The sequence below is a fragment of the Vibrio mediterranei genome, from assembly GCF_900088415.1.
Taxonomy (GTDB): Bacteria; Pseudomonadota; Gammaproteobacteria; order Enterobacterales; family Vibrionaceae; genus Vibrio; species Vibrio mediterranei.
The window spans coordinates 280,485-301,566 of record NZ_FLLQ01000004.1; the positions used below are offsets into that span (position 1 = coordinate 280,485).

The 21,082-nt window shown below is 39.9% G+C and carries 19 protein-coding genes; 7 read left to right on the forward strand and 12 right to left on the reverse strand.

Annotated elements, in window-relative coordinates:
- Positions 1-52: 52 nt before the first annotated feature.
- Both drt3b and drt3a read right to left on the reverse strand, forming a co-directional pair.
- A complete protein-coding gene (gene drt3b, locus VME0621_RS13760) occupies positions 53-2,077 on the reverse strand; it encodes an antiviral reverse transcriptase Drt3b (RefSeq protein WP_062460342.1) in 2,025 nt (674 codons plus the stop codon).
- A complete protein-coding gene (gene drt3a / locus VME0621_RS13765) occupies positions 2,078-3,304 on the reverse strand; it encodes an antiviral reverse transcriptase Drt3a (RefSeq protein ID WP_062460344.1) in 1,227 nt (408 codons plus the stop codon). It abuts the gene before it with no gap.
- 161 nt (positions 3,305-3,465) lie between these two features.
- Between drt3a and VME0621_RS13770 the strand changes: the two genes are divergently transcribed.
- The 4 genes from VME0621_RS13770 (at position 3,466) to miaE (VME0621_RS13790) (ending at position 6,434) form a co-directional block, all read left to right on the forward strand.
- Positions 3,466-4,395, forward strand: coding sequence for a plasmid recombination protein (locus VME0621_RS13770; RefSeq protein WP_157769580.1), 930 nt, complete (start codon positions 3,466-3,468; stop codon positions 4,393-4,395).
- Positions 4,396-4,784: 389 nt separating this feature from the next.
- Complete coding sequence (locus tag VME0621_RS13780; protein ID WP_062460348.1) at positions 4,785-5,048, forward strand: hypothetical protein; 264 nt, start codon at positions 4,785-4,787, stop codon at positions 5,046-5,048.
- A 20-nt stretch (positions 5,049-5,068) separates the two neighbouring features.
- Positions 5,069-5,620 carry a hypothetical protein gene (locus VME0621_RS13785; protein WP_065311698.1) on the forward strand — a complete coding sequence of 184 codons (552 nt, stop codon included), beginning with the start codon at positions 5,069-5,071 and terminating at the stop codon, positions 5,618-5,620.
- A gap of 55 nt (positions 5,621-5,675) precedes the next feature.
- Complete coding sequence (miaE, locus tag VME0621_RS13790; RefSeq protein ID WP_062460352.1) at positions 5,676-6,434, forward strand: tRNA isopentenyl-2-thiomethyl-A-37 hydroxylase MiaE; 759 nt, start codon at positions 5,676-5,678, stop codon at positions 6,432-6,434.
- A 68-nt stretch (positions 6,435-6,502) separates the two neighbouring features.
- On the opposite strand, the gene VME0621_RS13795 is transcribed toward miaE (VME0621_RS13790), so the two are convergent.
- Complete coding sequence (locus tag VME0621_RS13795) at positions 6,503-9,712, reverse strand: DEAD/DEAH box helicase (RefSeq protein ID WP_062460354.1); 3,210 nt, start codon at positions 9,710-9,712, stop codon at positions 6,503-6,505.
- Positions 9,705-10,541: a hypothetical protein gene (locus VME0621_RS13800; RefSeq protein ID WP_062460356.1), complete on the reverse strand. Its 837-nt coding sequence runs from the start codon at positions 10,539-10,541 to the stop codon at positions 9,705-9,707. The genes VME0621_RS13795 and VME0621_RS13800 overlap by 8 nt, the downstream gene beginning before the upstream one ends.
- Positions 10,542-10,706: 165 nt before the next feature.
- Between VME0621_RS13800 and miaE (VME0621_RS13805) the strand changes: the two genes are divergently transcribed.
- Complete coding sequence (miaE, locus tag VME0621_RS13805; RefSeq protein WP_370736771.1) at positions 10,707-11,378, forward strand: tRNA isopentenyl-2-thiomethyl-A-37 hydroxylase MiaE; 672 nt, start codon at positions 10,707-10,709, stop codon at positions 11,376-11,378.
- An 82-nt stretch (positions 11,379-11,460) separates the two neighbouring features.
- Here the strand turns inward: miaE (VME0621_RS13805) and pyrF are convergent, their stop codons facing one another.
- The 7 genes from pyrF to sohB all read right to left on the reverse strand — a co-directional run bounded on the left by pyrF (position 11,461) and on the right by sohB (position 18,111).
- Positions 11,461-12,156, reverse strand: a complete 696-nt coding sequence (gene pyrF, locus VME0621_RS13810) for an orotidine-5'-phosphate decarboxylase (RefSeq protein WP_062460358.1) — start codon at positions 12,154-12,156, stop codon at positions 11,461-11,463.
- A 79-nt stretch (positions 12,157-12,235) separates the two neighbouring features.
- A complete protein-coding gene (gene lapB / locus VME0621_RS13815) occupies positions 12,236-13,405 on the reverse strand; it encodes a lipopolysaccharide assembly protein LapB (RefSeq protein ID WP_038230014.1) in 1,170 nt (389 codons plus the stop codon).
- 32 nt (positions 13,406-13,437) lie between these two features.
- Entirely contained in the window at positions 13,438-13,719 is a 282-nt protein-coding gene (locus tag VME0621_RS13820; RefSeq protein WP_038230012.1) for a LapA family protein, read from the reverse strand.
- 215 nt (positions 13,720-13,934) lie between these two features.
- A complete protein-coding gene (gene ihfB / locus VME0621_RS13825; protein ID WP_038230010.1) occupies positions 13,935-14,219 on the reverse strand; it encodes an integration host factor subunit beta in 285 nt (94 codons plus the stop codon).
- 181 nt (positions 14,220-14,400) lie between these two features.
- Positions 14,401-16,071 carry a 30S ribosomal protein S1 gene (gene rpsA / locus VME0621_RS13830; RefSeq protein ID WP_038230008.1) on the reverse strand — a complete coding sequence of 557 codons (1,671 nt, stop codon included), beginning with the start codon at positions 16,069-16,071 and terminating at the stop codon, positions 14,401-14,403.
- A gap of 120 nt (positions 16,072-16,191) precedes the next feature.
- The gene (cmk, locus tag VME0621_RS13835; protein WP_031496510.1) at positions 16,192-16,872 is read right to left on the reverse strand and encodes a (d)CMP kinase; all 681 of its coding nucleotides are present in this window, start codon (positions 16,870-16,872) and stop codon (positions 16,192-16,194) included.
- Positions 16,873-17,049: 177 nt separating this feature from the next.
- On the reverse strand, positions 17,050-18,111 hold the full coding sequence (gene sohB, locus VME0621_RS13840) for a protease SohB (RefSeq protein ID WP_038230006.1): 1,062 nt from the start codon (positions 18,109-18,111) through the stop codon (positions 17,050-17,052).
- An 87-nt stretch (positions 18,112-18,198) separates the two neighbouring features.
- Here sohB and VME0621_RS13845 point away from each other — a divergent pair, with 87 nt between their 5' ends.
- Positions 18,199-18,951 (forward strand): YciK family oxidoreductase, encoded by a 753-nt coding sequence (locus VME0621_RS13845; RefSeq protein WP_006075070.1) that lies wholly within the window; start codon positions 18,199-18,201, stop codon positions 18,949-18,951.
- Between the two features lie 62 nt (positions 18,952-19,013).
- On the opposite strand, the gene VME0621_RS13850 is transcribed toward VME0621_RS13845, so the two are convergent.
- Positions 19,014-20,159 carry a patatin-like phospholipase family protein gene (locus VME0621_RS13850; RefSeq protein WP_062460360.1) on the reverse strand — a complete coding sequence of 382 codons (1,146 nt, stop codon included), beginning with the start codon at positions 20,157-20,159 and terminating at the stop codon, positions 19,014-19,016.
- A 223-nt stretch (positions 20,160-20,382) separates the two neighbouring features.
- On the opposite strand from VME0621_RS13850, the gene imuA reads away from it, so the two are divergent.
- On the forward strand, positions 20,383-21,078 hold the full coding sequence (gene imuA, locus VME0621_RS13855; RefSeq protein WP_062460362.1) for a translesion DNA synthesis-associated protein ImuA: 696 nt from the start codon (positions 20,383-20,385) through the stop codon (positions 21,076-21,078).
- Positions 21,079-21,082 lie beyond the last annotated feature (4 nt).

The following is a 21,082-nucleotide window of genomic DNA, read 5'->3' on the forward strand; positions in this document are numbered from 1 at the left end:
GAGTCGAAGAAGTAATATGGCGTGACCTCCACCACACGCATAATTTATAGCATTAGTATTGAGATTTCAATTCATTACGTTCAATTAGTTGTTTGATGTTTAGATTTTTCCAGTTTACAAACCAATACACGCTATCGATAGCCTCAAGGTATGACCGTAAACATTCTTCCGACGGTTTTGGGGCAGCAATCCCATCGTAAACAATGGAGAGTAGCTTAACCCTTTGAGGCTCAGATAAGTAAGGACAAGCAATTAAGTCAAGGAGCATATGAACACGCTCCGAGTCGTTTTCTATCTTTTCAAACGAAGAAAGCTTTTCAATAGCAAAGCCTACAACTTGACTCTGAATATCAAGGTATTCCTGATGATTTTTAAAGTAATAAAGTAAAGAAATCACTTCGAAGTAATTAAGCTTACAAGAGCTCTGTACTAGATCAACGAAGTAAGATTCCGGTAGTCGGAAACAATCACCAAAGTCACTAGTTGATAGAATGATATTCAAACGCTCGATCGAAAGGTAACCTTTCCTTTTTCCATTTTTATTTCTATCAAAGGTAAAATCTATAATTGAACTAGTAATCAACAGTTTTATTTGAGGTTCAAATGTAGATAGTGATTGATTTGACTTCAAAAAATCCATTAGCGAAACAATAACTTTTGCTATTTTATTGGATGCGTTCACCGTTGGGTGAACTTTATAATAAAACAACATCAACTCGATCATTATCTCAACATTTGCTATGAAAATGCCCGTCTTTCCACCTTGTTCAATATATTCTGAATAGCAATTCATTGCAGCTTCGATTCGTTTTGAGAAGAATGAAACTAAATATGATGAAACCTCTGAATAACCATTCTTATTACTTGTTAATGCAACAAGTCGAACTTCATTCATGAACTTATTCATGAAGTTGTGCTTTTTGTATATTTGTGCAGGGAAGTATTTCCTTGAAGAAAGGTGATCTTTTGAAAATATCGTGCTTTCAAAGTAATCTAAACACTTAGACATCGAAATGATTATTTTAGATTTATCTGTACAGAAAGGACGTTCAAGTTTAGTCACCTTTTCAGAATTAATGTAAAGATTATACTCTGAAAGGCAATCGCTTATAGTATTAGAGACGACAGTACATATTTCATCTGTCATACCGAATACAATATAGTCATCTACATATCTTAAAACTTGATAGTCCACCCTATTAACATACGAATATTCGCTCTTGAGAGTCTTTTCGATGTTAATATCTATCCGTTGGAAAATCACCTCAGCAAAGATCCTGCTAAACTCCGAACCAATTGGAATGCCATTTGTTTCATTGGCATTACTTCTTTGCATAGTGGTATCAAGTTTCTGAGCGAATTGGTTAGACCAATTGACATAATTATCCTTTATATAGTCTTTATCTTTCGCAGCCCAAGCAATTGTATGGGTGTAGATACTATCGAAACAATTAGCTACATCAAGGAAAAACATAAACGGAAACTTAGACTCTAGCTCCTTATATAAAGGAGAAGAATATAGTTTGTGAATACGATTAAATCCTTTATATGAAAAAAATGAAGATGCGTGCTTTTTATATATTTCTTCTTCTATTGTTTCTATTTTTATTTCTTTATAGGCATTGCCAGTTACTTGCTTCTCACCCTTAATATAGAATGAATTACAAACTTTCATTGGAGATCTTATAGAAAAGTCACTCTTATCACACAGAGAAACCAAATAATCAGAATGCTCTCTATATATATCTGAATAGTTAATTTGAGAGCGAGGATGGATCAGAGACAATGTTCTTAAGCTTACATCATTTTTTATTATCTTATATTTAAATGGTGTAGTTTGCTTTAGCTGGTCTCTTTTTCTATCAGCTACATTTAAAGAATTATTTAGCTCGGGATTTATCAGTGTTATGTAGATATCAGACACAACTTTTGTTTTACTATCGGATACCAGTTTCCTGACAATATGACCATTTATATATAAACCATCATTACTAAATATAATAGGGACATCTGCTGGATATGTATCGGTCAACAATGCTCTAGAGTAATCTTTTTTGTCTAGTTTTATACTTTTCATTTAATACCTCCAAGCATTTTTAATCTCACCCAATTTATTCGGTGAAAACTTCTTATAATTATTATTTCGGTAGCCGTTCATAAAAGAGAATTTGAGCAACTCTCTTTTCTGATTCTTAGAGAGTATGTTAGTAAAATTAGCACCACGCTTACATGAATAACCTAGAATTATTTTTTTCAAATATTCATCGAGTTCTATTAGGCTTTCACTATCATCAGTCAAGTTAACGTTATTGTAATATATCCCTGTTGCAATAATACGTTTAGATTTTTTATCTTTCATCAACCTATTTGACGTAAGAAAGTCTAAGCGTTGCTTTAATATTTCAAAGTTACCATCTTTAGAGAAACAAAAAACAGATCTTGATATTCTTGTTTTTATCTTTTTCATTCTTGAAGTAGAAAGTGATATATCAACCTCACGAAAAAGATTTTTATTCGCTTTGGTCTCAGTATCTCTAACTGAGTAGTTATATCCAAGATAATCAAATGTCGCTACGACTTTATCTTGCTTAGTTCTACTATCAACGAAAATAACTTTCTGCTTGTTATAGTTAAGGGAAAGTTCATTTGGTAATTTGCTTTTTATACATTTCAAAAAGGTTTTTTTATCTTCAAAACCAGTAGTAATAACAATTATATCGTCTACATACCTACAATAGAAAAAGACATCCTTGTGATTTTTCATTTCTTTATCAAAATCACTTAATACTAGCTCTGCTAGACTTGGACTAAACTCTAACCCTCTTGGTATACCTTTATTATCAGGTTGATTTAACCCTTTAATAATAGAGCTAATTAATAATCTTGTTTGATTACTGACTTTACTTTTTTCCAATGAACTTCGAATGGTTGAAAATTCCACACTTTCGAAAAATGACTTAATATCCAATCGATATATTCGATAACTAGTGCCTTCTTTCAGATGTTGTACTAACTGTCTAGATATTTGATTCCTACTTTTAGATTTATCTAATACCTTTCTTAAGTTGTTTGCCAAACTCCGTGATATTAAAACTTGATCGAAATCTTTCAGTGTATAACAGCTTTTACCATTTCTTTTTATCTGCACAGTAGAGAAAGATAGTTCAGAGGACAAAGAGGCACTATAAGCCGAATCGATGAGCTCTTTCTTCTTTTCAGGATCGAGTATATCGACACAATTGTAGATATCACCTTCATAGATACACTTGCCTAAGGTTTTAGGTGAGATAGCCTGAGATGTCATTAGGTTATTCCAATAATTTCAATCATTTTGGAATTTTACCACATAAGACACTGATAAATATCATGTTAGATCAAATTTTTCGAACTAGCTCTCTTGCCTGAAAGGCCTCACACAAACGAAGTTTGTATAGTGAGTATACAAACTTTGTTTGTAGTATGCGTATGCAAATATTATTCTTAAAGAAAATGGCCACGACTATACTTAGATTTGAAAAACTAAAATCAAGAGCATCTATTTCAAAATGCGCTTCTCATATTAATCGCTTCTCAAAAACACCCAATGCTGACCCAGATAAATATTTTAGAAACGAAGTATTGATTGGCAATAGCCATATTATCAACTCTTTAGACTACATATTTAAAAAATATAGAATCACTCCAAGAAAAAACTCAGTATTAGCAATGGAATGCCTTATAACTTTATCTCCGGAGGCGTTTGATGGAGATACGAGCATTGAAAAATTTAAGGTAAGTAGCATTGAATATTTAAATAAATACTTCAAAGGAAGGTGTATAAATGCCACATTACACTTAGACGAGTCAACACCTCATATTCACGCAATAATTGTTCCCCTAGTAATGAAAAAAAACAAGGCGCATCTATCTGCACGAGATAGCTTTAGCCCTTCGAGACTATCTATCTATCAAAAAACATTTTTTGAGCATATGAAATTAAAATTTAACCTTGTTCCCCCAAATCACGGTTCAAAGTCTAGTCACAATAAAGTTAGCGCTTTTTACGAGCAACTAAACAATGACAAGGACAAACTAGTCAACGACAGTCTTAACCATTTAAAATTAGATCTAGAAAAGAAAAGACATGAAATCGTAGAATCATATGTCGAAGGTCTCCTTTCATCTCTCGATAAATATGTGTCTAAGCTAGAGTCTAAGCTTAAAAATGAGTTCGGAGGATTAGCTATGCAATATCGAGATAAATGGAAAGAAAGTAAACAGAAATATCAACTTGATGTGATAGAAAAATTCTCAGCATCAAAGGAACAAGAAAGGATAGCTATGGAAATTGACAAGCATATGAAGGCTAGAAACAATGTACCAAACCAAAGAAAAGGTTCAAAGCTTAAATTATAGTCAGTTATTTCTATGGCGCACCAGCATAAATGCTGGTTTTCCTAGTGAAAATAATAAATAATTTTCACGTAACATCACGTCAAGATACGGGTTAATTTTGGCAGTCGATATCTCAGCGCGCGTTAAATATATAATAAAAATGTAATTGTATAATAGCATTATAAATCCAAATCTAGCGTTATCGACTGTTTTAATTGAATAATTTGGAGAATCCTTTGTCCCATTTTGCGCATAGAATTTGCCTTCAAACATCAAATGTAAACATGTAAGTCATTGATATATTTATGGTTTGTTTACATGTTGACATCAACCCCGGTGTGATTCAGATCACAGAAGCTTGTGTGTTTGCTGTTATATTTAACCGCTCTTCAACTAACAGTAGGTAAAACATGCACAGTTTTGAATCTCGTTACAAACAAGGTCTTCTTATTGGAGGAAACTCCTCTCTCCTATTAGCTCAGCTGCTACTGAGCTTTAGGGACTACAAGCACAGCTATATCGACGAGAATGATGAGTTTACATTAGCTCAAATTTACTATCGTCTCGACAACGAAACTCAGAACCTAGTTTCGGAAATGTTTTCTATGAGTTGTCATGATCCTAGAGTTAAGTCCTTGGAAGAGCTTTCTAAAAAGACTTTAAACTTGCAGTAATGTTGAGCTTTCGAATCAAAATGAATTATTCCCTCACTAAAAGTGAATATCAATTGTTGCTGCGCCTTGTCAATTCAAGAAGAAAACAATCAAAGAAAGTGTTCGATAAACACGATAATTGTTTTAGACAGGGTACTTACCGTGAACTTGCACAGCTCACGGATGAAAGTAAGAGCAAAATTCATCGACTATTCAGCAAATTGAAAAGTAAAGGCTTACTTAAAACAGTGGTAAACGTTAATGGTAAGCCTGTACCTATGCTTAACCCTACCTTTCTTTCTTGTAAGCCCAAATGGCAAAAAAAGTTCATGGAAGCGATGTATTCACTAAATAGTCATGATGAGGCTATCAAGTGGGCAAGATTATGTAGAGAAGACTTCAAACTCTATAGCTATTCTGAACCTATTGATGCATGTGAAATCATTGACATATCAACAGGCGAGGTTCTGACAGGCAAACCAACAGTAATCCGGCAGTTATCTCCGCATGAAGTTAGAGAATGGGAATTTACTCTGGATAATTACACATCAGTAGATAGGTGTAAGCACCGTCCAAGAAGCTTAGTTAGCTAATTGTGTATCGTTATATGGTATGATTTTGTAATCGAAATTAACTATCTTTTTTCTTATGATTTCAACCCTACTACAACCCATTAATGACTTTCTCAAAGTACCCACTCCAGAACAGTGGATCATCGAGGCGAGAAAGCCAGAAAACTTATCGATTATTTTACGGGACCATTTACTTTGTGAATTGAAAGCAGCTCAAAGTGCGCTGTTTTTGATTCGCAAATATGCTGTAGACCCTGAAAGTGCGAATCGTCTTAACGAGTGGATTCGTCCTTATGAAGATTTCGCTTATAAAAAGACTGGTGATGTAGAAAGCCTTCGTAGCAATAGTAGTTTCACAAAGCAAATCACACCAAAAGAATCTTGTTCATATGGGCAAGACTTGATCGATAAGATGATTATGCTGATTAAGGAGGAGCTACATCACTTTTATCAAGTTCTTGAATTAATGGAAAGTAAAGGGATTCCATATACGCCAATCGAAGCTAGCCGTTATGCTCGTGGTATGATCAAGCACGTCAAAACCTTTGAACCTGATGCACTGGTCGATAAGTTAATTATTGGCTCTATTATAGAAGCTCGATCATGTGAGAGATTTGCTAAGCTTGCCCCGTACTTGGATGACGACATGAACAAGTTCTATATCTCATTACTTCGCTCAGAAGCACGTCATTACCAAGATTATTTGGCTCTAGCCGAACAAATTTCTGATAAAGATATAACTGAAAGAGTGGATTTTTTTACATCCATTGAAGCTGACTTAATCACCTCTTCTGATCTAGATTTCAAGTTTCATAGCGGAGTTCCAACAGTTTAGGCTTTACCCGTAACATGCTCATCTTGTGAGCACGTTACGGGCTCATTTCTAAACGTTAGATCGTTTATTTATCCTGTTACTTTTTCAAACTCGATATGTGTCGCGACGCGAGACAGTAATTGTGGATTAGCTAAAGCGAAATTCAATTTTTCAACCGAGTCATAACCCAATCTAACTGCTGTACTTAACGATTCAACCATCTCACTGCTTTGTAGCGGCATATGACTGAAAGGATTTACTTCTATAACGACCCTCGTAATTAACCCCATAGCAAATGAAATGCTTCTCGGAATGACGTTAGTTATCAACTCTCGTCCTTGTGGACACTGTTGCCTAGTTACTGCACTAGCCATTGGATTACCACCTAAAGACAAATCTATGTCTTTTAGAGACTTACCATTGATCCAAGACACGATTCCATTACAAATTTTATCAAGATCTTCCTCTTGGATCTCTATATCTTTATTCTTACCTACAGCTCCCAAAATGGAACGTTTTACATCATATAGCAACAAGTCTCTCACTTGTTTGTCACCTTTTAACCAACTAATTAGCCAACGAACCCACCCTTCTATAGTTAAAGGTAAGCAGTGAGACTCTACTTCAATTTTTCTTTTTAACTGGAATATTGTGTCTACTGGGAGTCCACTTTGAGAAGCCAAGACTGATAGAGCTATATCGACATCTTCATGAACCTTACTTTGAGTAAGAGTTAAAAGAGAATTAATTTTTGAATCAAACTCTTCAAAAGCATTGCTTTGTTTGGCTCTATAAGCTGCAAACGACTTTCTTAGCTTCAATAGAGACTCGTTGCTAACTTCCTTTTCATCAAGGATAGCGACACGATTAACCATATAGAGAACATCTCTATCTAAGATGTTACCCTCAGATATCCGGTCTAAAATTTCAGTTAACGGGTCACTAATAACAACACATCTGTCGTCCTCTGGAATCAAAGATTGAAGCTTGCCTACAACTCCTCTATCTAAAAATTTGTTTTCAGGGAATGATATGACAGGGTCAGGGATAAGCAACACTATCCCATTAGCAAGATGACCAGCTCTTCCTGCGCGAGCTGCCGCATTCAATAATTCGTGTGAAGCTAGACTTTCACGTCCACCACTTTCTAAGTTAGCGCGTTTATCTCCAGCTAAAATAGCGATTTGAGCAGGTAGATTTAGCCCCTGAGCAAGAGTAGGTGTTGCAACTATGACTTTTGCACCACTTTCACGGCGATACATACTTTCAGCTAACTCTCGTTCGAGCTTTAACATAGACGCATTATGGGGAACTGCGATTTCAGGCGCTCGCAATAAAGAATGAGCTTGTCCCCCGGTTTCTATAAGTAGAGCTTCCCACAGCTTTTCTTCTTTAGGTGTAACATTTATTTCGGAATTAAAATTTTTTGAAATTTCAGTAGCAAGAGAGCATGCGTGTTGCTTTTGGTTAACAAAAACTATCGTTTTCATATTTTTTGTAGCACATTGAGTGGCTATTTGTGCCGCTACTGAGTTTGCGTTTGGCTGTAAAGTTACTCTTCCATCTCTAAGAGTTCCATTCAACTGAATATTTTGCTCTATTAGCTTAGTAAAGTTACAGATCGCTTTGTTATTTCTCCGATCTAGCCAATTGTGTTGTAGGCCCCATAAAACATGAGGTTGAACATTTAACTCCTTCGCTGACTTCGAGCGTAAAGACTTCGCAATGTTAGCTTTCTCCATGTTTAACTGTATTTGGGTGTTCCTCGCTCGTGTTTTCGCCTGCTCTAACTCGTCTTGACTATAGATAACAACACCTCTAGCTTGTCGGCTAGGCTTCCACAATAATTCGATATTTAGACACGCTCTCCCTGTTAGCTCTTCAACCCACTTAGAAAACTCATCACCATTCTTTATCATCGCAGATAAAAAAAGCATATCTGCATTTGGTGCTATCTCATTAAAACCAAGTACGCATAGCATTCCGTCTAAAGCTCGACGAATTTTCCCCGATTCAGGACTTAATAAGTGACACTCATCAAAAACAAGTAACCCCACGTCTTCAAAAGACTCGGGAGAAAACGAAATCATTGCAAGGCAACGCTCAGGGGTCATTACTTCTATTTCAGGTAAAACGACATCAACTTTAAATAGTAAATCAAAGTCACTCGACACTGATGAGCCTAGTAAGTCAGGGGGAAACATTTCTCTTAGATCATTCGTCAATTGATCAACTAACGCATGGGTGGGAGCTAGGAAAATAACTTTCTTCCCTTGAGCAAGAGCAGTACCAATTTTAATTGATGACACTGTCGTTTTTCCTGCCCCTGTAGGTAATACCAATACTGAAGACACGCCCGAATGATGAAACCCTTTATCAATCGCTTTTCTGTGATTATGCCAAATGTAAGGGAACTTCTTCGCTCTATAACTTATCCAGCGATTCCAAAATGATGGATCTGCACCAAACGGAGGCTTAATATTTGATAGGGCAGATTCCGAGATACCGTCAAATACGAGAATCAGTAGTGAAGCAAGATGTCTAATACCCGGATATGTATAGTCAATTCTTTCTTCTTTCTGGCCTAATATGACGTCACTTTTAGCAGCTAAATTTAAAACTTTCCGAAAAATATTCTTAGCGTTATCCCTCTCGCTAATACTTGGCTCTAAGAGTACTCTCGCTAACTCTTCGATTCCGAAAGCTAAATGATTCATCATCGCTCTTACTGCAACTGATTCAACATCATATTGAACTGTGTTTTCAGGAAACTCGTTTCGCCATACCTTACCTCGCTCAACGATTTGAGTTAACTGCCCTCTTCCTAAATCAATAACATGTTGAGAAATTACATACGAACAATATTCTTGTTCTGAAATGTTGATGAATACATTTGAGGCAGCCTCATGCGCATCAGCGTATTGTTCAGCAGCAAGAAACAGTAGTACCGCAGCTAGTGAGGGGGACACTCTAGAAACATCAATATTAGACTTAGTAGGCGGTACTTGGCTTTTCAACGATTCTTTTCTCGAAATAATCTGCTGAGCGCTAGCCGCTACAAATGCTGAAGCTCTTCTGGTTTCTTGCTCACTGTGGATAGAAGCCACTATTTCGTATGTATCAGCTATTTTAGCTAGACTCCAACGACTCAGATCTTCGTCTTGGTCATGTTCGCCACCTAATCTTGCCGCAACAATGTTTGAGTAGTGTGAAGTCAACAATTGAGGGATTGTTGTAGGATCCAAGCCTTCTAACGCTGGTGCAGATCTCAATAAGCTGGCAGTTTCCGGATCATACATTTGATAATTCTCCATCTAACTGAGATATGTAAGTAATGATTTTTTGAGCTAACATCTCAAACCAATCCCTTAACTGACCGTCTACAACAAAAGTGGAAGCGATTCTTTGCTCAGCTCTGATTCCGGTAATTTTTCCATACCCATCAAATAAACCTTTCCTAGCCTCTTCAGTATCAAAGTTAGATGTCACAGCGAATCCAGCACGATAGTACCTAGAATTGTTGTCTAGTACTTTCTGAACCATTCGCATCGCAGCTATATCGTCAACACCGCTTAGTTTAATCAAAGAAGTCGCTTCTGCTATAAGCTCGCTGTTTCTCGTGTTCTTATGCCTGTCGATAAAACCGGGGATTACACTCTGAGTAAATGTTCTTCTTGGGTTAATGGAGCACTTATCTTCGAATATTGTGGATTTTAATATTTCTTTTCCATCGTCACTTAGTTCGATCATTAAACCATCAAGCCCTTGAGACGTTGAGCTAGTATGAGGATCTTTCAAATATGAATGCTTACCCGCGACTTGTTTCGCAGCGATCCAAGAAATAATCTCAAAAATTAATCCATCTCTTTGTTCTCTGGGGTAGCCAGACCGGATAGGTTGAGGAGTATCTTGTACTGTGAATTTTATAGTTGCTTCTTTTTTCAACTCTTCAGTAGAAAATGCTGGGCTAGCAGGCATCAACTCTCGAATAATATGCGCGGCATATAGCGCCTGCCCCATGACAACAATAGCAATTAATCTTGCAAGCTGATCTTCATTTGAAACTTCCCACCTAGAACCGATGCATACGTCATCTATGGGAAAGTTAGTTATTTTAAGAGAGTCCACAATTTTCCTATTAAGCTTCAAACCCAACCACTTAGTAGATGCATTTGACTTTACTGAAACTAGATCGATATCACTAGCTGCTAATAGTCATATAAACTCATAAGGACAGCAACAGTATTCGCTCTAAGATGTTAAGTCGCAGATAAATACTCTCACTCAGCAAAAATGCGTGACTCACTTCACATGCACACCCATTCTTTTAGTGAGTTGAAAGCAGGTCAGTCGGCGATGTTCCTGATCCGCAAATACGCAGTAGATAAACAAAGCGCAACTGTGTTGTTTGATTGGTTTAAGCCTTATGAAGAGTTTGCATATCGCCGTATTGGTAATATGGAAACACTGCGTGGTAAGAGCAATATTTCTAAGTCCATTATCGCCAAGTCCGACTCACCTTATAGCCAAAACTTAATCGATAAAATGGTGTTACTGATTAAGGAAGAGCTGCATCACTTCTATCAAGTATTGGAAATCATGGAACAGCGTGGTATTGCTTATGAACCAATACCCGCAAGCCGATATGCGAAAGGATTACTGTCGAAAATGGCAACTTATGAGCCTAATACCCTAGTAGATAAGCTCATTATTGGTGCCTATATCGAAGCTCGATCGTGCGAACGTTTTGCTAAGTTGGCACCTCACATGGATGACGATATCGCAAAATTCTACATATCACTATTGCGTTCGGAAGCGCGCCACTACCAAGACTACTTAACGTTGGCAGAGCAGGTAGCCGGTGAAGATATCAGTGAACGAGTGGCTTACTTTGGTAAGATCGAGGCGGAGCTAATTTCGTCTCCAGATAATGACTTTAAGTTCCATAGCGGAATACCCTCTTAAGCCTATTTAGCAAGCAGCATAAAAAAGAGCCAACATCTTATCGACATTGGCTCTTTTCTTTTTAATGGCTTAGCAATTTGGTTTAACGCAAAGACGCATTGATGTCTGCTAGAACCTGAGCTGGGTTTTCTGCTTGAGTAATTGGGCGACCAATCACAAGATAATCAGAGCCCGCCTGAATCGCCATATCTGGTGTCATGATACGTTTTTGGTCACCAACCGCAGCACCTGCTGGACGAATACCTGGAGTAACTAGTTTAAACTCTTTGCCAAGTTGTGCTTTTAGCATGCTTGACTCTTGAGCAGAACAAACTACCCCATCCAAGCCAGCATCTTTGGTTAGGTTAGCCAAACGAAGAACGTGCTCCTGAGGCTCAACATTAATACCGATACCCGCGAGATCTGACTGCTCCATACTCGTCAGTACAGTCACACCAATAAGCAACGGTCGGTCTTTACCATAAGGTTCTAGAATCTCACGAGATGCCGCCATCATACGCTCACCACCGCAAGCATGGACGTTTACCATCCAAACACCCAACTCTGCTGCAGCTCGTACTGCTTTCGAGCAAGTATTAGGGATGTCATGAAACTTAAGATCTAGAAATACAGAGAAGCCTCGTTTATGAAGCTCTCGAACGAACTCAGGACCAAATAGTGTGAACATCTCTTTGCCCACTTTTAGTCGGCAAGAGCTTGGGTCAATTCTATCGACAAAAGCTAATGCATCGGCTTGGTTATCATAGTCCAGTGCAACAATCACTTTTTGGTCAATCATTTTCGCTCCTCGTTGAAAGTTGAGTTTTACTCAAAAAAAGCAGCACATAAGTGCTGCATTAAAAATTCTGTGTCGGAGGCTACTCGCCATCCAGTCCTCGTATAGGCTTGATCGTACCCCATCCTTTACATGAAGGACAATGCCAATATAACGAATGCGTTGAAAAGCCACATTTACGGCATCGATAGTGCGGCTTAGTTTTTAATTGCTCACCCACCAGTGATTGTAAGGTCGTTAAACTCTCCTTCGCTCGACCCTCTTCCGCATTCGCAAGATGATAGTCCATCAGGCGGTAGAAACCCTTCATGGTTGGGCTACGAACCAGCTGCCGAGTAAGCAACGCCTGTGCGGCCTCCGTTCCTTCGTGGTTTGCAACTAGCTGCGCCAACATCAACTCAGCAGAAACACCGGCACCTTTTTCAATACTGGCTCTCAGAAATTCAACCAAACCCTGTTCTTGCCCTAAGTGGTGATAACACTCAGCCAAGGTAGGGAGAACTTCACTGATAAAGTCTTTATCTTGTTCTAGCACTGACTCAAGGTAGGACACGGTTTTAGCGTAATCTTCATCTTCCAGATAAAGTTTACCTAATGAAATGCTGGCACGAGCACACCTAGGGTCAACGGCAAGGGCCTTTTTAAAGTTTTGGATCGCCTTATTAGTATTACCATCGGCTTTTTCGATCATAGCCAACTCACACCAAAAATGAGCGATGCTGTTCTTCACTCGCTTCTTGCCCATCTTTTGTAATGCTGTGGCGTACTCAATCGCTTTATACCACTCACTGGTTTGCTGATAGATTGCCAGCAGTTGCGTTAGAGCAGCTTCACGATGTTCAGGTTCATCAACCAATTGAACGAAGATCTTTTCTGCACGGTCAAGAAAACCTGACACCATATAGTCTTTGGCAAGCTGTTGCAGAGCGAGGTTTTTCTGATCGATGGTCAACCCAGAACGGGAGATAAGGTTTTGGTGAATTCGAATGGCCCGGTCTACTTCGCCGCGTGAACGAAATAAGTTACCCAAAGCTAGGTGAGTATCAATAGTCTCATTATCGACTTGTAGCAGTTCGATAAAGTGATCCACCGCTTTATCTGATTGATCAGATAGCAATAGGTTAAGGCCCGTCATATATTGACGAGATATTTGATGCGATTGCTCCTGTCGATCATGCTTCACGCTGCGCTGACCCATGTACCAACCATAGGCTGCAGCTATCGGAAGAAGCAGGAATAATAGCTCAAGCATTTAGTAAATAGACCCTAACCCTTTGTGTTTGATTAGCTATTTGAGCTAACCACTTCTTTAGATTCTGATGGTTTTTGTTTCGCTAACTGTTTCTTTAACTTGCGTACCGTCAATTGAGACTTGAGGTGTAAGCTGCCAAAAATAACCCAAGAGATAACAAAACCTACGACAAAAACACTACCCAGTAAGGTCGATAGATGGAAATCACCTTGGGCCAGCAAATAATTAAAAGTCACCACTTCTTGGTTCTGTGAGCCAAGAGCTAAGGTCACTAAAAAAAGTACTATCAGTAAAACTATTTTTATAATCTTCATGCGTTTTTACCACAGTTATTGGATAGCTACGATTATGCAGGAAATTGGATTCACACACCATGCCCTCTAACAATAATCTTGTTAATCGTGGCTAAAATTAGAGTATATAGACTATTCCATAGGCACCTTTAGTGACAATTAAGCGACTATGCTCACTCGACCATAAAACAAAACGGCACACTAATAAGTATGCCGTTTTATCGATTAACGAGTATTTACAGACTTTCGTTCACGCGCTCACGTAACTCTTTACCTGGTTTGAAGTGTGGTACGTATTTACCATCAAGTTCCACTTTATCACCAGTTTTAGGGTTGCGACCTACACGAGGTTCACGGTAGTGAAGAGAAAAGCTACCAAAACCGCGGATTTCAATACGGTCACCGCTCTCTAACGTATTGGCCATATGTTCTAGAATATCTTTTACCGCATCTTCAATTTCCTTTGCGGACAAATGAGTTTGCTCCGCGCAGAGTCTTTCTATCAGTTCAGACTTAGTCATAGGTAGGTACCCTCGTTACTCTTTATCTTTAGTATCTTTATATTCAGTGAATAGTGGTCTATTTGTCATTTTACAACAACAGTGCACTAACTGCCTGTATAAATTGATAATAGTCTATATTTTGAAAAGATAAAAACAAAAAAAAGGAGCCTTACGGCTCCTTTTTCACTAATGGCGTAAATTATTCGCCTTTAGCAGCTTTGAATGCATCAGCCATAGCATTACCGAACGCGCCTTCTTCTTGCTTGTTCAGTGAAGCCATTGCTTCTTGCTCTTCAGCTTCATCTTTAGCTTTAACAGATAGGTTGATTACGCGGTTCTTACGGTCAACACCTGTGAACTTCGCTTCAACGCTGTCGCCAACGCTTAGGATTAGAGACGCATCTTCAACGCGGTCACGTGATACTTCAGAAGCACGGATGTAGCCTTCTACACCCTCTTCTAGTTCGATAGTAGCACCTTTAGCGTCAACTGCAGTAACAGTACCGTTTACTAGAGTACCTTTCTTAGTGTCTGCAACGTAAGCATTGAATGGGTCATTTTCCATTTGCTTAACGCCTAGAGAGATACGCTCACGCTCAGCGTCTACTGCTAGAACAACTGCAGAGATCTCGTCACCTTTCTTGTACTCACGAACTGCTTCTTCACCAGCAACATTCCAAGAAATGTCAGATAGGTGAACTAGACCGTCGATGCCGCCTTCTAGACCGATGAAGATACCAAAGTCAGTGATAGACTTGATCTTACCAGTAACTTTGTCGCCCTTAGCTTGCATTTCAGCGAATGACTGCCATGGGTTAGCTTTACACTGTTTCAGACCTAGAGAGATACGACGACGTTCTTCGTCGATATCAAGAACCATAACCTCAACTTCGTCGCCAACATTAACAACTTTAGATGGGTGAATGTTCTTGTTAGTCCAATCCATTTCTGAAACGTGTACTAGACCTTCAACGCCTTCTTCGATTTCAACGAAGCAGCCGTAGTCAGTTAGGTTAGTAACACGACCAGTTAGCTTGTGACCTTCTGGGTAACGCTTAGCGATTGCTACCCATGGATCTTCGCCTAGCTGCTTAAGACCTAGTGATACGCGAGTACGCTCACGGTCGAACTTAAGAACTTTAACTAGGATCTCGTCACCAACGTTAACGATCTCAGATGGGTGCTTAACACGCTTCCACGCCATATCAGTGATGTGTAGAAGACCGTCAACACCGCCAAGGTCAACGAACGCACCGTAGTCAGTAAGGTTCTTAACGATACCTTTAACTTCAGTACCTTCTTGTAGAGTCTCAAGAAGTTCGTCACGCTCAACGCTGTTTTCAGATTCGATAACAGCACGACGAGAAACAACAACGTTGTTACGCTTCTGGTCTAGCTTGATAACTTTGAACTCTAGCTCTTTGTTTTCTAGGTGAGCAGTGTCACGGATTGGACGCACGTCAACAAGAGAACCAGGAAGGAAAGCACGGATACCGTTTAGTTCAACAGTGAAACCGCCTTTAACTTTACCGTTGATGATACCAACAACAGTTTCAGCTTCTTCGTAAGCTTTCTCAAGAACGATCCAAGCTTCGTGACGCTTCGCTTTCTCACGAGAAAGTTGAGTTTCACCGAAACCGTCTTCAACAGCGTCTAGAGCTACGTCTACTTCAGCACCAACTTCAACTTCAAGTTCGCCAGCAGCGTTCTTGAACTGTTCAGCAGGGATAGCAGACTCAGACTTAAGGCCAGCGTCAACAAGAACGAAACCGTTCTCGATAGCAACTACAGTACCTTTAACGATACTACCTTGTTGGAATTCTGTTTCGTTTAGAAACTCTTCAAAGAGTTGAGCAAAAGATTCAGTCATTATTTAATCTTCAATAAGTAAACGTCCATGGGCATCCTACCGCATGGGGTTGATAATTTAGTCGGTCATCATCCTTGCGACCAACGGCTCAAAGCTCACCAAGTCTATGCCTAATAGAGGCTACTTCGTGAGTTTAGATTCGATATATTGTAGCGCTTTTTCCAACACTTGCTCGATGTTTAGCGAAGTTGAATCTAGCACTAGAGCGTCATCTGCAGGACGAAGAGGTGCAACCGCACGGTTACGATCTCGGTAGTCTCGTTCTTCGATCTCGCTCAAAAGGTCGTCAAATCTAACATCTAAACCCTTTAGTTGCAACTGCTTAAAACGCCTCTGCGCTCTTTCTTCTGCACTTGCATCTAGAAAGATTTTTACTGGTGCTTCAGGGAAAACAACAGTTCCCATATCACGACCATCGGCAACCAAACCAGGCTCGACATTAAATGCTCTCTGACGACGTAGCAGAGCTTCTCTTACGCGAGGCAGCGCTGCGATTTTTGATGCCGCATTGCCAGTTTCTTCTTTACGAAGTTCACCTGACACATCTTCACCTTCAAGGATCACTTTAACCAGTTCTCCTTCAGCGACAAACTGCACATCTAAGTGCATCGCCAATGGGACTAGCGCGTCTTCAGACTCAAGATCCACGCCATGATGAATTGCAGCTAACGCTAAAACGCGGTAAATCGCCCCAGAATCCAGTAAGTGATAGCCTAATTTCTCAGCTAGCAACATACACAGTGTGCCTTTGCCAGCACCACTTGGTCCATCCACAGTAATCACTGGTGTGTTTGAGGACATGTTTTACTCCACGTTGTCTTTTCATAAGCTCGACTTTGAAGGTCCAACTCATTTTTGTTCTTAATTTTACGGCGCAGAATTATATACCCAATAGCCTCAAGATGCCATTTTCTTTACCTTCAAACATAAAAAAGCGCCAACAAATAACCTTGTTGGCGCTCTATTCACTTAATGTGTTTATACGATTGGTTTTTGGCCGCGGCTAATCAGTTTTAGTAGCACGTTATCGGCAGCCTCGCCTGCTACGCCTGCCAGTTTATCGGTGATCTTTTTCTTTTGAACATAGTGGATAGACAACACGGTTTTGTCCTTACACGCTTCGATAACAATATCATCCGATGCTTTAATTTCATCCACCAGCCCTAGCTCTTTGGCTTGAGTACCAAACCAGTGCTCACCCGTCGCAACTTTATCCAAGTCGAGAGCCGGACGATGTTCGCGAATAAAGTCTTTAAACAGACCGTGCGTTTCTTCTAGTTCTTGTTTGAACTTGTCACGAGCTTTATCCGTGTTTTCGCCAAACATTGTTAGCGTGCGCTTGTACTCACCCGCTGTAAGCTGTTCAAATTCGATATCATTTTTCTTCAATAACTTATTGAAGTTCGGCAATTGTGCAATCACGCCAATAGAACCAACAACAGCAAATGGCGCTGAGACAATCTTGTCAGCAATACACGCCATCATATAACCACCACTTGCTGCCACCTTGTCTACAGCGATAGTCAAAGGTAATTTCGCGGCTTTAATACGGTCAAGCTGCGAAGATGCCAAACCATACGCATGAACCATACCGCCACCGGATTCAAGGCGTACTAATACTTCGTCACCATCACGCGCTACAGCCAGAATCGCGCTCACTTCTTCACGTAGCGATGCCACTTCTTTCGCATCAATGCTTCCGTTAAAGTCGAGAACGAATAGGTGTGGTTCGCGTTTGCTATCAAGCTCACCATCTTTTGACGCTTTCTTAATCTCTTTCTCGCGCTGCTTGGTTTTCTCTTTTTCCGCTTTCTTTTCTGCTTTATCACGAGCTTTGATGAACGCGTCATCGTGTAAGTGGTGTTCTAATTGCTCTACTGTTTGTTTACGTTGTTCAGTTAAGTTAGTGATTTCAAGTTCGCCTTTTGCGCCACCAGAGCGTCCACCAACTGACTTAGCAATAACCAACAACGCGACAATCGCTACGACAACAGTCACGATCTTGGCTAAAAATAATCCGTAGTCTAATAAAAATTCCAATGTGTTAATCCCCTGTACGACGAATTAGTGTATTGTAACCATCTTGTCACGATTACCAAGAATTATTCAAAACTAAGGAAGTGTTCAGTGGAATATTCAACCGCTCCTGAGGCGCTAAAAGGTAAAGTTATTCTAGTCACAGGCGCTGGTGCCGGCATTGGTCGCCAAGCTGCTTTGAGTTATGCCGAACATGGCGCAACAGTCATTTTATTGGGTCGTAATGTTAAGAATTTAGAGTACCTCTACGACGAAATTGAGAATGCAGGCTACCCACAACCCGCTATCATCCCGTTAGATCTAAAGGGTGCGACTAAGCAGAATTACATCGATATGGCGGAAACGATTGAAGGACAATTTGGAAAACTCGATGGCATTCTCCACAACGCCAGCGTCTTGGGCACATTAAGCCCTTTCGATCAAATTGACGAAGAGACCTTCGACGACGTGATGAAAATTAACGTCAAGTCTGAGTTTCTGATGACGCAAGCCTTGCTGCCTGCACTGAAAAAAGCAGAGGCAGGACGAGTAATCTTCACTTCCTCTACCGTTGGCCATTCAGGTCGTGCTTTCTGGGGCACTTATGCGATTTCTAAGTTTGCAACAGAAGGCATGATGCAAATTTTAGCGGATGAACTTAGTGATACTGAAATCAGAGTCAATGCCATCAACCCAGGTGCTACACGTACTCGTATGCGTGAAAAAGCGTATCCAGGAGAAGACGCCAATACGCTCAAAACACCGAAAGATATTATGCCATTGTATCTACACCTGATGGACCCTAGTGTCACCGACGTTAATGGTCAGTGCATTGACGCTCAGCCAAAGCGAGTGGTTAGCTAATATTTTTCCATGAATCCGTCATTCTCAGTAGATCTAAGAATGACGGGTATTCACCATTTGCATCAGCGACTCACATTATGATGCTCAGACAGAAACTCCCCTGCCATTGCAAAACCGTGCTCATAATCTTCCATTATTTGGTCTTTCTGGCTCAGCAACCCTTTTGACGATAATTCATGTTTCGGTTGAATGTGCCATAGGTTTACATCCTCCGGTGGTGATAACAGAAACTGCTCCACTTCCGCATGATTAGCATAATGAGACACCAACATATCCAAATGACTTGTACCGCTGCGACTGAAAGGTACACGCTTGTTTTGAATGTCGATCAGTCGGCTAAGCTTTTCTTTGTCTTGGAGCCAATTAGATAACTTAAGTTTATCGGCCGCTTTGAGTTTGTTCTGCTCTCGGTAAGATTCCAAGCGTGGTCCTGTTAAGCGTTGATAATCCGCTTTAATGCTCTCTAACTTCTCAGAAAAGTTCTTATGGAACTCTGACAACTTTTCCTTGGTACCCGAGATTTTTAAGTGGTTGATGTGAGTATCCAACCCAGCTTCAAGCTCTTTCTTCCACTTATCTAGTGAATCTTTTACTGACGCAGTCACCGCATGTTGCTGTTTCGGCTGCGGAATGGTACTGATGACTACCATGTTGTTTATCCCTCGACGGTAAGACTCTTCTACTGGAATAGTCGCAGATACACCACCATCGACCCATTTTTTGCCATCAAATTCAATGTCATGATAATAGAGCATTGGAATGGCACAGGTCGCTCTTAGTACATCAAACCAATTCTCCGCAAAAATCGGATAGTAGTAATCTTTAAGCTCTTCAACATCGGTAATACAAGCGAGTGCGATTCTATCCTCACCAAGGTACTGCTCACCCTTAGCAAGATCCAAAGGAAATTCACCACTGTTTACAAACTCAAACGCCCAGTCCAAATCCATTGGCTGCTGTTTTTGTAGGAACTTATTGAAGTCGAAAAATCGGTCTCGGGTAGTGTAATTCATAATAAAATCTAGCCCTAGACCACGTTGCTTAGTGACAAAAGAAGAGACATTCAATGCCCCTGCCGATGTGCCAATATAGAGTGAGAATGGGTCAAAATTCACATCGATAAATTTATCAAGTACACCTGCAGCAAACGCCCCTTTTTGGCCGCCTCCTTGTACAATCAACGAGTATTTTTCATTTTGTTTGAACACGACCACTTCTCCTATCCGAACCGACGATGGCGCAATCTTCCTTTGAGATTAAAATATTTGCTCTAGTCTGAACACTGCTTTTTTCGTGTTTTTTGTTACCACTAAATTCGGCTAACGCTTTGTTTATGTTAACTGTCTCCTAATATTCGTGTACCTCCTGATAATACAAGGCTTGCAGCCGTTAAGAATTATTATATACTGTATATATATACAGGTATTTATTATGCATGAATTGATTAGCGAATTACAAAGTAAACAATTGATTTGGAAAGGCGCAAGAGCCAAGTCTTTCAGTGAGTGTCATTCAACAGGGTTTGCTGAATTAGATCGTCGTTTAGGTGGAGGCTTCCCAATTTCTGGTGTTATTGATATTCAATCACCCCTTGGTATCGGTGAACTGAGACTATTAATGCCCTACGCACAAGCACAAACAACAGAACGACTTCTGGTGTTCATCAACCCGCCTGGTTATCTATGTGCGGAATACCTATACGCTCAAGGAATTGATCCTGCCAAGATCTTGCTGATTTACCCTGAGTCAGGGAAACACGCACTCTGGGCAGCAGAGCAATGCTTAAAGAGTGGCGCATGTTGTGGTGTCTGTTTATGGCAAGATGGGCTCGAAATCCATCAAGCAAAGCGCTTACAAGTAGCTAGTGAAGTCGGACACTGCTTACAGTTCTTATTTAAGCCAGCCTTATCCGGAAGCACATCACAAGTATTCTCACTACCCGTCTCCTTGAGTTTGAATTTGACTCCTCATGAAACAGGGCTTTCCATCTCTATCACTAAACGTAAAGGCGGCTTTGTTCGAGACAGTTTTGTTATTGATATGAGCACTTATTGGCCTGAGTTAACACTTTCTACAAAACCTCATACTTCTACCGTGATTCCTTTCCCAATGCAGCAACAAGGATAAGTGG